The organism is Clostridium sp., assembly GCF_036646415.1.
GTDB lineage: Bacteria > Bacillota > Clostridia > Clostridiales > Clostridiaceae > Clostridium_J.
The window spans coordinates 1-13752 of record NZ_JAVXMF010000042.1; the positions used below are offsets into that span (position 1 = coordinate 1).

11 protein-coding genes are annotated in these 13752 nt (G+C 28.5%); 9 read left to right on the forward strand and 2 right to left on the reverse strand.

The genetic code is table 11. The annotated features are described in order from the left end of the window. Positions 1–11: 11 nt before the first annotated feature. Positions 12–530 carry an ATP-binding cassette domain-containing protein gene (locus tag RSD37_RS15920; protein WP_346947719.1) on the reverse strand — a complete coding sequence of 173 codons (519 nt, stop codon included), beginning with the start codon at positions 528–530 and terminating at the stop codon, positions 12–14. A gap of 1031 nt (positions 531–1561) precedes the next feature. Here RSD37_RS15920 and RSD37_RS15925 point away from each other — a divergent pair. Together RSD37_RS15925 and RSD37_RS15930 are read left to right on the forward strand one after the other, a co-directional pair. Further along, the gene (locus RSD37_RS15925; RefSeq protein ID WP_346947720.1) at positions 1562–3421 is read left to right on the forward strand and encodes an FUSC family protein; all 1860 of its coding nucleotides are present in this window, start codon (positions 1562–1564) and stop codon (positions 3419–3421) included. 79 nt (positions 3422–3500) lie between these two features. Beyond that, positions 3501–3677 (forward strand): hypothetical protein, encoded by a 177-nt coding sequence (locus RSD37_RS15930; protein WP_346947721.1) that lies wholly within the window; start codon positions 3501–3503, stop codon positions 3675–3677. A gap of 293 nt (positions 3678–3970) precedes the next feature. On the opposite strand, the gene RSD37_RS15935 is transcribed toward RSD37_RS15930, so the two are convergent. Beyond that, entirely contained in the window at positions 3971–6031 is a 2061-nt protein-coding gene (locus tag RSD37_RS15935; protein WP_346947722.1) for a catalase, read from the reverse strand. Positions 6032–6532: 501 nt separating this feature from the next. Here RSD37_RS15935 and RSD37_RS15940 point away from each other — a divergent pair. The 7 genes from RSD37_RS15940 to RSD37_RS15970 all read left to right on the forward strand — a co-directional run bounded on the left by RSD37_RS15940 (position 6533) and on the right by RSD37_RS15970 (position 13734). Further along, entirely contained in the window at positions 6533–7108 is a 576-nt protein-coding gene (locus tag RSD37_RS15940) for a methyltransferase domain-containing protein (RefSeq protein WP_346947723.1), read from the forward strand. Next, on the forward strand, positions 7105–7968 hold the full coding sequence (locus RSD37_RS15945) for a methyltransferase domain-containing protein (RefSeq protein ID WP_346947724.1): 864 nt from the start codon (positions 7105–7107) through the stop codon (positions 7966–7968). Before RSD37_RS15940 ends, RSD37_RS15945 begins: the two co-directional genes overlap by 4 nt. Before the next feature lie 6 nt (positions 7969–7974). Continuing rightward, positions 7975–9249, forward strand: a complete 1275-nt coding sequence (locus RSD37_RS15950) for a radical SAM protein (RefSeq protein WP_346947725.1) — start codon at positions 7975–7977, stop codon at positions 9247–9249. Positions 9250–9531: 282 nt separating this feature from the next. Further along, positions 9532–10329: a DUF2225 domain-containing protein gene (locus tag RSD37_RS15955; RefSeq protein WP_346947726.1), complete on the forward strand. Its 798-nt coding sequence runs from the start codon at positions 9532–9534 to the stop codon at positions 10327–10329. A gap of 276 nt (positions 10330–10605) precedes the next feature. Then, positions 10606–11274: a response regulator transcription factor gene (locus tag RSD37_RS15960; protein WP_346947727.1), complete on the forward strand. Its 669-nt coding sequence runs from the start codon at positions 10606–10608 to the stop codon at positions 11272–11274. Further along, positions 11274–12848 carry a HAMP domain-containing sensor histidine kinase gene (locus RSD37_RS15965; protein ID WP_346947728.1) on the forward strand — a complete coding sequence of 525 codons (1575 nt, stop codon included), beginning with the start codon at positions 11274–11276 and terminating at the stop codon, positions 12846–12848. Before RSD37_RS15960 ends, RSD37_RS15965 begins: the two co-directional genes overlap by 1 nt. A gap of 139 nt (positions 12849–12987) precedes the next feature. Then, entirely contained in the window at positions 12988–13734 is a 747-nt protein-coding gene (locus RSD37_RS15970) for an ABC transporter ATP-binding protein (protein ID WP_346947729.1), read from the forward strand. Positions 13735–13752: the final 18 nt, after the last annotated feature.

Below are 13752 nucleotides of genomic sequence, written 5' to 3' on the forward strand. Positions count from 1 at the left end.
CACGTACGGTTCTAAGAGGGGCTAGGGTAGTGATTCCCTAGTCTACTTACCGGGTCAAGTCCATTTGTTGGCTCATCCAATATAAGAATTTCTGGATTCCCAAGTATTGCACTTGCAATTCCTAAACGTTGTTTCATTCCCATTGAAAAAGATTTATATTTTGCTGTAGTAGTATGTAATCCAACTATTTTTAGGACACGATCTATTTCTTTCTTATCTTCAATGCCTTTTAATTTACGATAATATTCTAAATTTTCTTTTGCATTAAGATAGTCAAAAAAGTTTTTGCCTATAAAAAAGCCAATTTTTTTTCTATTAGTTAATAGTTCAGAATAATTTTTACTGTTTTTAATAGACAATTGTCCGTCTGAAAAATCTGATAAACCAAGAATTATTTTAAAAATAGTTGTCTTACCTGCACCATTTTTCCCTATTAACCCATAAATCTCTCCTTTTTTTATATGTAAGTTTAAATCTTTGGTAACATGAAAATCACCATAATATTTATTAATGTGTTTTAAATCAATCATAATAACTCCTTTCGCTCTTCATTTCCATTATAGCATTTAGTGTAAGTTTCCATATTGATTTACCTTACTGAAAGATTACATTTTTGTAATATAACATTTTTGTGTTGTGTTTGTTTGAAAAGACTCTAAATTTTTATTTATACTTTCCCCATATACTTTAAACTTTATGATAAACCATATAGTCTTATTTAATAGCAGCTTATCTAAAGAGTTGTTTTTATTAATATAGTAACATTTGTTAAGAAATTAAATAAATAAAGTTGGTAGTCTTAGGCATTTATACAACATAGTTAAGGCTATTTTTATAAAGAAAAATGTAGTGTTAAAAGTAATAAAATAAAGTATATATGGAAAAGATTAAAAAAATAGATGGTGTTAAATTTTAAAGCATTGTATGATGATTTCAGACATCTATGTACTAATAGGTAGGAGAATGCTAAATTGTGATAGATAAAGAGTATAGTATAATTTTTAAAAGAAAATCATTTAGAAGATTTAATATGCCTTGTAGATAATATAGAAGTTAAGTATAAAATTGTACTTTAGAATTATACCATTCTTATGTAGAATATATGCATAAGAATAAAATGGGAAAATATCACTTACACTAGTTTCTGAGAGCCGGTGCGACTGAGCAAGGTTGTGTAATTTAAATGGTGGAAACCCATTTTGAAAACATTCACTCAAATCATCCAGTAGTAAGTGATGGATATAAATAGAATAAAAAATAGGGATTAATGTAAGCGGTAAATAATTGTGAAGGTAGATTGTTATTTACCGCTTACTTATAATATATACTATTTATTATGCAAAATTAATTAAAATAATATTTATTTTAAATCATATAATATTCTTGACGTATCGTAACATAAAAGATAATTACGTATATTATATTAAGCATCAACCGAATTATAAGTAGAAATAAAAAAATATCGTTACAATTGTTAAGAAGCACAATAGTTGTATAAAATTCTTGAGTGTGCTAGAATTAATCTCACGAAAAAACATAAGGCAAAAGGAGATAGACAAAAATGAAAAAGCACAGTAATAAAATTATCTCAACTATTCTATCTAAGACTTTAATATTTATATTTGTAGTTTTATTCGTTAGTGCATTCAAAGCTGTTTTTGGAGCGGAAAATTCACTTGTAGGGGTTACAACTATAGTATTGGCATTAGCAGTACTAGAAGGAGATTTAACAGGAGAGCCACTTAAAAATTTAGTACATTTAATAATATTTAATCTAATTTTAGGATTAGGGGCTTTTATTGCCTGGCAAAATATATGGATAGGAATAGTTATAAATTTTGCAATAATGGCATTAATAGGTTATATATTTAGTTATGAACTTAGAAAATCAATTAACATGTTGTTTGGATTACATTATATATTACTTATGACTAGCCATATAACAATAGAACATTTGCCAATGAGATTGTTGGCCTTAGTTTTTGGTGCCTGCATAATCATGGGGGTACAATTAATAGCTAACAAAAATAAACTAAAAAAATCAAGCGAGAAAATATTAAATAATATAGATAATAAAATTTTGGAAAAAATTACCTTGTTAAAACAAGACCAAGACGTAACTGAAATAGATATAGATAGTTATATAAACAAGTTAAAAATCATTATATTCTATAGTGGTAAAAATTTTTCTATAACCAATTATGGCAAGGGTGTTATTAATGTATTGTCTTGCTTAGAAAAAATAAATATTTTATTAGATACTACGAAAGAAATAGATAAGGATTTATTAGACCATATATATGTGCAATTAATTAATATAAAAGATGAAAAGTTCAATAAAGGGGACCTGGAAGCAATAGTTTGTAAGTATAAAAGTGATCATGTAAAGCTAATGGGTGTATATAAATTTATAACTGCAATTGAAAATTTAAATACACAAATAGATAAGATTAAAAATTTAGCGGAAGATGAAAAAAATAATATAGATTCAAAACTATATATTCCAGAGGATTTTAAGGATATAAATATTCATAAGAGAAATATTAATCTTAAATCAAATAGAGTAGCTTATGCTATAAGATTAGGCTTAGTAGTAGCTATAACTGCATTTATAACAAATTACTTTAATTTGCAATTTGGAAATTGGATGGTTTATACTGTATTTGCCTTAACTCAGCCACATGCAGAGTTTACTAGATTAAAATCTAAAAAAAGAATAGTGGGAACAGTAATAGGCTCTTTAATAATATTCATACTATTTAATATAGTAAAAGATCCAACCATGAGAACATTGATACTTTTAACCACAGGGTATTTAATGGGATATGTATCTGACTATAGAAATATAGTGATGTTTGTTACAATAACTTCAATAGCTTCAGCAGCATTAAATGTTATTAATCCCAACTATATTATAATGAATAGATTAATATTTGTTATTATAGGTATAATAATTTCATTAATAGCTAATAAATTAATACTTCACCGTAAATATAGGGATGAAGAAATAAATGTAAACAACATACAAAAACAAGTATCTAAGAGAATATTAAAAGAAGTACTAGAAACTGAATGTTACAATGAAAATATTGTTGAAAGTTTATACTTAATACAAGCATTAATAGAAAATAGAGTGCAAATCCTAAATCTAAGTATTGAAAAAGAAGTATTATTTAAAAACAAAATGTTACTAAATGACATTCATCAAATTCATTTAGCTGGCAATGACACATATGAAGAGATAATAAATGAAGCGAGGAAAATAACTATTTATAATCCTAATAAAGATATGGTGTTAGTTAAACTTAAGGCGTGTATTGAATATAAAGAAGATATGAGAGAAAAGGCGTTATTAAAAACTATATTAACAACAGTTAAGGATATATATTCTACTACTATTAATAAAGTAGGGTATGAATAAAATAAACACTGATGAAAATTCAAAAATAATACTTGGATGAAGAATTTCAGAAATAACTATTAATGAACTGAGGGTAATTATGACAGAACTAGAATTAGCTAAGGAGCTAAAAAGAATGTATGAGGCAGGGATACCAAGAAAAGAACAAACAACTATGATTCACTTATTTGGCATTAAATATGCAGAAATTATAAGATTAAATGGATATATACCAAAGCATATTTTAAGGTATGTTGAAATGCCAGAATCTTATTAAGTTGAGATAAACAAAGGGATTAAGATAGCTAAATATGTTAAAATAAAACGATGGAATATAATGTAAAAACAGCATTTGCAACTGATAGGGAGAGCCGTACCACAATTTACGTAGACATTTTAATAAGGTGGAAATGAAATATAACTTTCGTAACCACCTTATTTTTTATTCAATATCTATTGAATTTTGTTATTTTTATAAGAAGGTGCATACTAACATGAAAAATTCTCTAATGTCATTGTATCTAAATTTTGTAGTTAGTATAGCATGTTAGAATTTTTATAAAATATCCATCATATAGTAATATTTCTGTCCCAATGTCTGTGTGCTGAAATATCAGTTATGAATTTATTTGTAAACTTATCCTTAGCATCTCCAACTGTTACACCAGGCTGATCTTTCATCTCTGGTTTTAACAGCATAGTCATTGATTGTGAAACTAAAATTGGCTTAAAATGCCTATAGGTTTCTTCGATAAATATCTTAGAGCGCATTTTGAAGTTAGGGTCAACACTGTTTCCGCCAATAACACACATAGCATCAAACAATACAGGATCTGCAGATAACAAGGAATGTTTAGGTAGTTGGTTTGTGCCATCAGAACCTTTAATTGGATTCAAATTAGCACCTATTATTTCTGGCATAGTTTTGGCAGCGTTTAAAGCTTTCATCATAGTATTAAATTCATCTACATTATATCCTTCTGACAATATAACTCCAACTTTTAATGTATCTGATTTTTTTATAGTATTTTCTTGACTAAGTGCTGGTGATACTTTGTTATATTTTGAGGCTTCACCTTTTGGAAGGTTAGCTCCAAGATATTGTGACACTTGAGTCATCATGTCAATATTTACATTGCCAAACATATCAATTATTTGCTGTCTAATATCTTTATTGTTTACCTTAGAAAGTTCAAATTTAAATGCATCAATAATATGATTTTTCTCCACACTACTCATGCTATTGTAAAACATTGCTGCTTGAGAAAAATGATCTTCAAAACTTTTACTTCTTGAACGAACTATATTTCCTTCTACTTTTTCTTGGTAATTTGCAAAGCCACCTTCTTCTTCACTTATGGTTTTAGGCGTGTTGTTAGATAATGAATTATTATGGTAGCTTACATTGGTAGTATTTATTGTCTGCCTTGAATGTCCATCTCTTTGATTATTATGAACTGGAGCTACCGATCTATTTATAGGAATTTCATGGAAGTTAGGTCCGCCTAGCCTGATAAGTTGAGTATCTGTATATGAGAATAACCTACCTTGTAATAGAGGATCATTTGTAAAATCAATTCCTGGAACTAAATGACCTGGATGAAAGGCCACTTGTTCAACTTCTGCAAAGAAGTTATCTACATTTTTATTTAACGTGATTTTTCCTATAATCTTTACAGGAACATCCTCTTCAGGCCAAAGTTTTGTAGGATCCAATATGTCAAAATCTAAGCTAAATTCTTTATCTTGTGGCAATAATTGTACCCCTACTTCAAATTCTGGATAATTGCCTGTATTTATGGCTTCTTGTAAGTCTTTCCTGTTAAAATCTGGATCTTTACCAGCTATTTTTTGAGTTTCATCCCAAACTAAAGAATGAACCCCAAGCACAGGTTTAAAATGGACTTTAAAGAAAGTAGATTTACCACTTTCATTAATAAATCTAAAGGTATGTACGCCAAAGCCTTCCATCATACGGTAACTTTTCGGAATTGCTCTATCAGACATAGCCCACATAACAGTATGAGCAGATTCCTGATTATTTGCGATAAAGTCCCAAAAGGTATCATGAGCACTAGAGGCTTGAGGAACCTCCGTATCTGGCTCAGGCTTTACTGCATGAACAAAATCAGGAAATTTAATTGCATCTTGAATAAAGAAAACAGGAATGTTGTTTGCAACTATATCATAATTACCTTCTTGAGTATAAAACTTTATTGCAAAACCTCTTATATCCCTAACTGTATCAGCCGATCCTCTAAATCCAGCTACAGTAGAAAATCTTACAAATATAGGGGTTTTTACAGATGGATCTTGTAAAAATCCTGCTTTAGTATATTCTTTCATTGATTCATATAATTGAAATTCTCCATGTACTCCGGTGCCTCGCGCATGCACAATTCTTTCTGGAATTCGCTCATGGTCAAAATGAGTCATTTTTTCTCTGAAATGGAAATCTTCCATTAAAGTAGGTCCTCTATCCCCTGCCTTTAATGAAAATTCGTCCTGTGACATTGTAACACCTTGATTTGTGGTAAGGTTTTTTCCTTGGTTATCCATTTTAAACTCATCTAGCTGTTTCTCTTTTGCATTTTTTATCAGGTTACTTTCTTTGTTATTTTGATTTTCCATGGTATTCTCCTTTCAAACTATCAACTTTTAAGTTAAAAAAGCTATTTATTATAATATTGGCAACTAAAATATATTTATACTATAAGTGATGATCGAAATTTTGTATTTCGTTAGCAGAACTTACTCCACCGAACGTGTGAGGCGGAGCTTCCTCTCAATCAGAGTGACAAAAAGAATCTTCAGTGAAAAGCTTATTAATAAAATGCTTCGAGGGATGTATAGTTTTTAAGCGGATTAGTTTTAGATTTGATTTCAGGGGGAAATTTGAAATATATCATATTAGATTCATATTTTTGGATTAAGAGGCTATAGTTACCCAAAGAAGTAATTTATTGCACAATGGTAACGTAATGTTATAATAAACGTATATACAGTTAATTTTTAAGTAATGAAACAGAAATAGAGGAAATAACCTATAAAGTAAGTGTACGAAAATAAATATTAATATTAAGACTTATACTGGATAAAGTGGATTTTAAAATGCTAAGGGGCAGGGTATTTATGAAAGAGATAAAGGATTTTGATAAGGTTTATAAATATTATGATAAATTTATGGCTATTTTCAATTTGTATAAGCTTAAAGATATAGAAGATGCTGCTAATATAGATGAACATGAAGTGGTTGTAGATATAGGTGGAGGAACTGGCTGTTTAGCTCAGTATATTTGCAATAGTTGTAAGACTGTCTATGTCCTTGATGAAAGCGAGAAGATGCTTTCAAAGGTAAATCAGGCAAAAAATGTGATAGTTGTAAGAGGTAATGCTTTAAGCACTCCCTTTGAGTGTAATTCTATTGATACAGTAATATTGAGTGATGTTCTTCATCATATTAAAGAACAAGAGGAGCTTATTGTTGAAATAAATAGGATACTAAAGAAAAGTGGAAAGGTAGTTATTCTGGATTTCCATATAAAACATATAAGAACCAGGTTGCTAAGAGCATTTGAATTTATTCTGTTTGGAAGATTATTTTTTAGAACTAAAGATGAAGTTAAGATTTTACTTGAAAAACATTTTCATATAAGGAAGGTTTATGATAAGGGCTATTACTTTATATTTGTAGGAGAGAAAATATGATAAATAAAATATTATTTTACTTGAAGCTTGGGTACAAGCTTTTAAAAAAAGAAGTTGTAAGCAAAGAAGATTATAGAGTAGAGTATGATAAAGTTTCAGATACTTATGATTATTGGCTTAAAGAAATGGGAACACATACGGATAATATTATTCATTCAAAGCACATAGACAGGGATAAAGAGCTGAAAATACTAGATTTTGCTTGTGGAACAGGATATATAACAAAAAGTTTATTAGATAAATCTGAAAAATATAAAATTACATCTGTAGACCAGTCAAGTAAAATGCTTGAGAAGTTGAAGGATGTTAATAATCACAGAGTGAAAATGGTTAAGAGTGATGGCATTGAATTTTTAAAAGCTACTAATGAAAAATTCGATGTCATATTTTTTGGGTGGGCCCTTTCTTATTTTAATCACCATGAGCTATTAAAGCTTTTTAATAATGTTTTAAAACCACAAGGTATATTAGCAATAATTACAAATGTTCATGGAACTTTAGATAAAGTAGAAGAAATTTTTTTAGAGGTGATGAGGGAGAAACAAGAGGAAGTAATTAAACCTATGGATATAAAATTAAATTTACCTAAAGGCAACAAGGGCTTAGTTAAATGGTGTAGAAAGTATGGGTTTAAAGCTTTAGAAGTAAATGAAGGTGAGGTCTTTTTTAGATTTAAAGAGCCAGAGGAACTTATGCAGTGGTTAAATATAACTGGTGCAGCAGCGGGAACTAGGAAAATCTTTAAGAATTACAATGAAGTTAAACCTCTTATAATTAAAAAAATAAAAAAAGAGAAATACAAAAATGGAGTTTATGAAATAAATCATAAATTTGCATACGGTGTTTTTAGAAAGGAATAGGGATGAATGAGTATTAATAATTTAAAAATCATGGCAAGAATGGCTATTGATAAAAATGTTATAAAGAGTTTGATTGATATTTATAATATTTTAAAGGAAGATAAGCAGTTTAATTTATTAAAATACGTAAAAATGATGAGAAGTTTTATAAAGGGTGAAAAGCTAGTGAAGCATGAGGATAAGTATGTACTAAGCACCTTTTTACCACCTTTTCCATCTAAGTCATTTATGCAAAATATTCTAGCAGTAGATGAACCTAACAATGTATTTACAAAGCAAATATATGCAAAAAGAACTGCACCTATTTCCATTTATTTATGTATAACAAATAAATGCCCTAATAATTGTCTTTATTGTAGTGCGAAAAATAGAAAAGTAGAAGAGGAATTATCAAGAGAACAATGGGTTAATGTTATAAAGGAACTTCAAGAAATGAAAACTCCTATTATTGGAATAACAGGAGGAGAGCCTATGTTACGTGAGGATATATTTGAGATTGTAAGAAATATAGATAGCAGAAGTACATCAATTCTATTTACTAGTGGTTTTAATTTAAGCTATGAGAAAGCAAAAAAGTTAAAAGATAGTGGCTTATTTGGCATTGGTATAAGTTTAGATTCTTATGATAAAAATGTACACAATAAAAACAGAAATAATGAAAATGCTTTTGGTTATGCTGTTGAAGCACTTAGAAATGCAAATAGAGCAGGATTATATACAATGGCTCAAACTGTTATATTGAAAGAAAACTTAGATGAGGAAGAATTATTTAAGTTATTTAAATTTGCTAAAGATAATGGAGCACATGAAGTTAAGATACTTGAGCCTATATTAAGTGGCAATCTTTTAGCGGAAAAACAATTAAAAAATGTACTTTATAGTGAAAGTGATAGAGAAAAGCTTATAAAAATACAGCATAAGGCAAACAAAAGAAGTGATTTACCTAAGATAAGCACCTTTGCATATACGGAAAGTGAATTAAAATTTGGTTGTGGTGCAGGAAATCAACATTCCTATATAAGTGCTTCAGGAGAATTATATCCTTGTGATTTTGTGTCTATGAGCTTTGGAAATGTAAAAGAAGAATCTATAAAAAATCTTTGGCTAGAAATGAAAAATCATATCGGCAAGCCTAAAATAGGATGCTTTGCTCAAAGAGTGAATAGAGAAGTTTTTAGGCAATCAGAAGGTATACTGCCACTCAATAAAGCTAAGGCAATAAGTATTTGTAATGAAAATAAAAGTGATATATATCCAAAATATTACAGAGATTTGCAGTAAATAGAATAGTAGACTTTAGTTATTTGTTAAAATGTGACTCACCCGGTGGTAGGGAAGATATATCCCTTGAAGTAAGAAGGAATTCTAATGATTGAGAACTCTATAATACAAAAGTTTTATCCAAGAAAAAAAGGTATGGTGTTATAGGAATTGCTTGCGGTTTAAATTTAACATCAGGTGGATTAAAGGCGAACCGTACCATAAGTAAATATCCTTATTGGTTTAAAGTATTATATATAGTAAAATAAATATAAAATATGACTAAAATATAGGGGGCTTAAGATGAATAAGATTTTTTCTTCGTTAGAATGTTTAGGGTTTAATTATGAAGATGATATAGAGTTATATACAAAGAAAGAAGAGAAGTATGATGAAGGAACAGAGAATAAGAAAGAGACTAAAATTGATATAAATACATTGCTTTATGATAAGAAGATTACTTGTCCAGTTTGTTTAAAAACTTTTGATTGTAGAGTTGTAAAGTGTTATGTGCCAAGAGTAAAATCAAAAGATACGGATTCATTTAGAAGATATGAGGGGGTAAATCCATATTTTTATGAGGTGTTGGTATGTCCAACCTGTGGATATGCGGCATTAAAAGGTGATTTCCACAAAATAGAATCTTATAAACGTGAAGTTATACTTGTAAAAATAAGTAACAAATGGCAAGGGAAAGAATATCCTCAAATTTATGATATAGAAATTGCTATTGAACGTTATAAACTGGCATTATTAAATGCAGTATTAGGAGAATTTAAAGATAGTAAAAAGGCCGTACTTTGTTTAAAAATAGCATGGATGTATAGACTTTTAGAAAAGCAAGAAGATGAGAAAGAATTTTTAGAAAGAGCACTTCAAGGCTTCCTTATCGCTTATGAAAAAGAACGTACTCCAATATATGGGTTAAGTAGGTATTCTTTAGAATATCTTATAGGCGAGTTATATAGAAGGATAGGAGATTACATAAATGCTAAAATATGGTTAGGGAGGGTAATTACAGGTAGGGCTGATCAAAAACTTAAAGAAAAGGCTAGAGATATGAGAGATTTATCAAAAGAATTAGAGCTACTCACAAATTAATTTATTTTTGAGTACATATATAATAATGTATTATAGTAGTAGAAAAAATTTATATTGAAAAAGCAAAGACTTTAAAATTGAAGTTTTTGCTTTTTCTTATTCGTATAAATATTTTCTTATATAAAATTTTAACCAGTTTAATGGTATAGTTTTATAATTACACGGGAATAGGATATAATTAAAGTAAAAAATGGAAGGGTAAAAATGTTTTCAGACATATACCTTTTATTGAATATGAAGTAAAGTTAACAAAATAGAAATGGGGAAGATGGTAATATGGTAAAGATTTTATTTTTAGAAGATGAACCAACAATATTAGAGGTAACAACAGAGTATATGAAAATGCAAAATTATGAAGTAGTTTGTGCTAAGGATGGTGAAGAGGCTCTTGAGCTTTTAAAAAACAATGATTTTAATTTAGCCATATTAGATATAATGGTACCAAAGGTTAGTGGACTAGATGTACTTGAACATATAAAAAAAACAAATCCCAATATGGCTACAATAATGTTAACAGCTCTTGGAGATGAGCAAACTCAGTTAAAGGCTTTTAACCTTTATGCTGATGATTATGTAATAAAGCCATTTTCTCCACTTTTGCTACTAAAACGTATAGAAACTATATTACGTAGAACCATGGAAAATACTATAAATATAATAGAAACAGCAGATTTACATGTAAATGATGAATCCTATCAAGCCTATTACAACAGCCAATCTTTAAACTTAACACTAAGTGAATTTTTACTTTTACAAACACTAATAAAAGACCCTAATAGGGTATTTACACGTGAACAATTAATTACAAAAATTTTCAATGAGGAGTATTTCTCAAATGATAGAATAATAGATGCACATGTTAAAAACCTAAGAAAAAAATTGCCTAAGAAATATATAAAAACAGTAACTGGTGTAGGTTATCAGTTTGATAAGGCGGTAAAGTGATGAATTTATCAAAGAAAACATTTGTGTATAGTGCTATTATTTCAGGAACCATAGTAATTTTAATGATAGCATATTTTATTCTTATGCTACCTTCACTATATGTGGATTATATGAATAGAGGTAATTTTAAATCAATAAAATCAATACAAGAAACCTATATAAAAGAAGGAAACTACAACAACATATCTTCAAGAAATCCATCAGCAACAGTAACTATTAAAATACCAAACAAGGGGAATAAGGTTTTTATTTATAATAAACTAGGTTCTATAGATATTACTATTAATGATAGTGAAATATTGAATTTTATTGAAAAGCTAAGGTATTATTCCACACACCAGGAGGAAATAAAAAACATTGATAAGGGAAGATTTGATTTTACAAAGGTTACAGAGAATATTTTCAAAAATAAACTACTTAAGGAAAATTTGCCTTTAACTTTTGAATTTTCTAATAGTGATAGTGATAATATTTATAAAGAAGTATCCTCAAAAGTTAATGTGATATCAGATGATACAATTATTTATGAAAACAACTCAACAGATGGAATTAATCAGTATACCAATTATATAGCAATAAGTATTAATAATGGGGATATTATTGCATCATTACTTCCAGTAATGACTCCTCAAATAGAGGAGATAAAGCCAATAATATTTCAAAGTCTACCAATGATTATTGCTACAGCTTTTCTTATAATACTAGTATCAACTATTTTGTTTTCAAGAAAAATAGTAGTTCCAGTAGAAAAGCTAGTAAATCATGCTGTATTTATAAAAGAAAATACTAGTAGGGTAGTTGAACCTATAGAAATAGAAGGACAAGATGAAATTGCAATTTTAGGAGCAACTCTTAATGAATTGTATGTGAAATTAAATGAAAATTTTAATGAGCTTGAAGAAAAAAACCAATGCCTTTCAGAACAAAATAAAAGGCAGGAGGTATTTTTAAGAGCATCATCCCATCAACTGAAAACACCAGTTGCAGCAGCCTTATTACTTGTGGACAGCATGATAAATGAAATAGGGAAATATAAGGATACAAAGGAGTATTTACCCAAGGTGAAAATTCAACTACAATCCATGAGAAAGATAATAGATGACATTTTAAATCTAAACAACAGTATTGAAGACATTGAGATGGAGCACATAGATGTTAGAGAGATAATTAATGAAAGTCTATTGTGTAATGAAGTTCAAATAAAGTTAAAAGAGCTTCATATGGAAAGTGAGTTCAAATTCATAAATCTTAATACAGATAGAAACTTACTTTATAAAATAATAGATAATTTAATAAGTAATGCTATAAATTACACATCAAAAGATGGAAATATAAAGATATCATTAATTGAAAAATCATTAATTATTCTTAATTATGGAGCCTCAATAGAGAAAGAAATATTACCACATATATTTGATCCCTTTGTTTCTAGCAATAGTGAAAATAGAGGACATGGGTTAGGGCTGTATATTGTAGCCTATTATGCAAATTTATTAGGTTATGAGGTAAAAGTTAGAAATGTTAGTGAGGGAGTAGAAGCTGTTATGTATTTTACTGAGAATAAAACATATTAAAAATAGATAAATATAAATAGGAAATCTTCACATGAATTTAAACAATTAGCATGATATTTACATCTTGTCTTCATATGAAATTCATAACAAATTGCTATAATTTGTATATAGAGAAAATCATTAATCTTGGAGGTAAGGTATGATAAATATAAAAAATTTAGAAGTTAAATATGGCAATGAGGTTGCTTTATCAATAAAATCACCAATAACTTTTGAAGCAGGGGATAGGATAGGAATAATAGGTTCAAATGGAGCGGGAAAGACCACTTTAGTTAAATCTATATTAGGACTTATAAAGTATAATGGTAGTATTCACACTAATTTGAAATTAGAAGAAATGTCAGCCCATATGCAACAAAATGATTATGTAGATACTATGGCAGTTAAGCATATAATTGAAGCTATTTTAAATACAAAAATAAAGAATAATAAAAAACTGCAAGAGCTAATTTCATTCTTTGATTTTGAAAAGTGTATCAATAAAAAGTTTAACACACTATCAGGAGGACAAAAGCAGAGATTAACAATAATATTAGTTCTAATTCAAGATACTCCTTTGGTATTCTTTGATGAAGTTACATCAGGATTAGATTTTGAAACTCGTCAGCAATTAATGAGTAAAATAACTGAGTGGTATAAAAATAAAAATGCTACCATTTGCATCGTATCTCATTATTACGAAGAGTTAGACCAATTAGCTAATAAGATATTAATTTTAGACCAGGGAAAAATAGTTGATTTCGGTAATAAGGCAGAGTTGTTTGAAAAATATTGTGGTAAATCAACAATAACCATTGAAAATAATAACAGAAATCAAGAGGTTACAAAGGAGTTCTCTAAAATAATAGCCCCTGAGTACGCCAAGCAAGGGCGTAACGGGATATGAAAGCGAAGCTTTCATATC

What these genes read in the sequence shown, in the direction of transcription:
- RSD37_RS15965 (WP_346947728.1), top strand. Translation starts at nt 11,274, where the DNA reads ATGAATTTATCAAAGAAAACATTTGTGTATAGTGCTATTATTTCAGGA.
- RSD37_RS15925 (WP_346947720.1), top strand. Translation starts at nt 1,562, where the DNA reads ATGAAAAAGCACAGTAATAAAATTATCTCAACTATTCTATCTAAGACT.
- RSD37_RS15940 (WP_346947723.1), top strand. Translation starts at nt 6,533, where the DNA reads ATGAAAGAGATAAAGGATTTTGATAAGGTTTATAAATATTATGATAAA.
- RSD37_RS15950 (WP_346947725.1), top strand. Translation starts at nt 7,975, where the DNA reads ATGAGTATTAATAATTTAAAAATCATGGCAAGAATGGCTATTGATAAA.
- RSD37_RS15930 (WP_346947721.1), top strand. Translation starts at nt 3,501, where the DNA reads ATGACAGAACTAGAATTAGCTAAGGAGCTAAAAAGAATGTATGAGGCA.
- RSD37_RS15955 (WP_346947726.1), top strand. Translation starts at nt 9,532, where the DNA reads ATGAATAAGATTTTTTCTTCGTTAGAATGTTTAGGGTTTAATTATGAA.
- RSD37_RS15945 (WP_346947724.1), top strand. Translation starts at nt 7,105, where the DNA reads ATGATAAATAAAATATTATTTTACTTGAAGCTTGGGTACAAGCTTTTA.
- RSD37_RS15920 (WP_346947719.1), bottom strand. Translation starts at nt 530, where the DNA reads ATGATTGATTTAAAACACATTAATAAATATTATGGTGATTTTCATGTT.
- RSD37_RS15935 (WP_346947722.1), bottom strand. Translation starts at nt 6,031, where the DNA reads ATGGAAAATCAAAATAACAAAGAAAGTAACCTGATAAAAAATGCAAAA.
- RSD37_RS15960 (WP_346947727.1), top strand. Translation starts at nt 10,606, where the DNA reads ATGGTAAAGATTTTATTTTTAGAAGATGAACCAACAATATTAGAGGTA.
- RSD37_RS15970 (WP_346947729.1), top strand. Translation starts at nt 12,988, where the DNA reads ATGATAAATATAAAAAATTTAGAAGTTAAATATGGCAATGAGGTTGCT.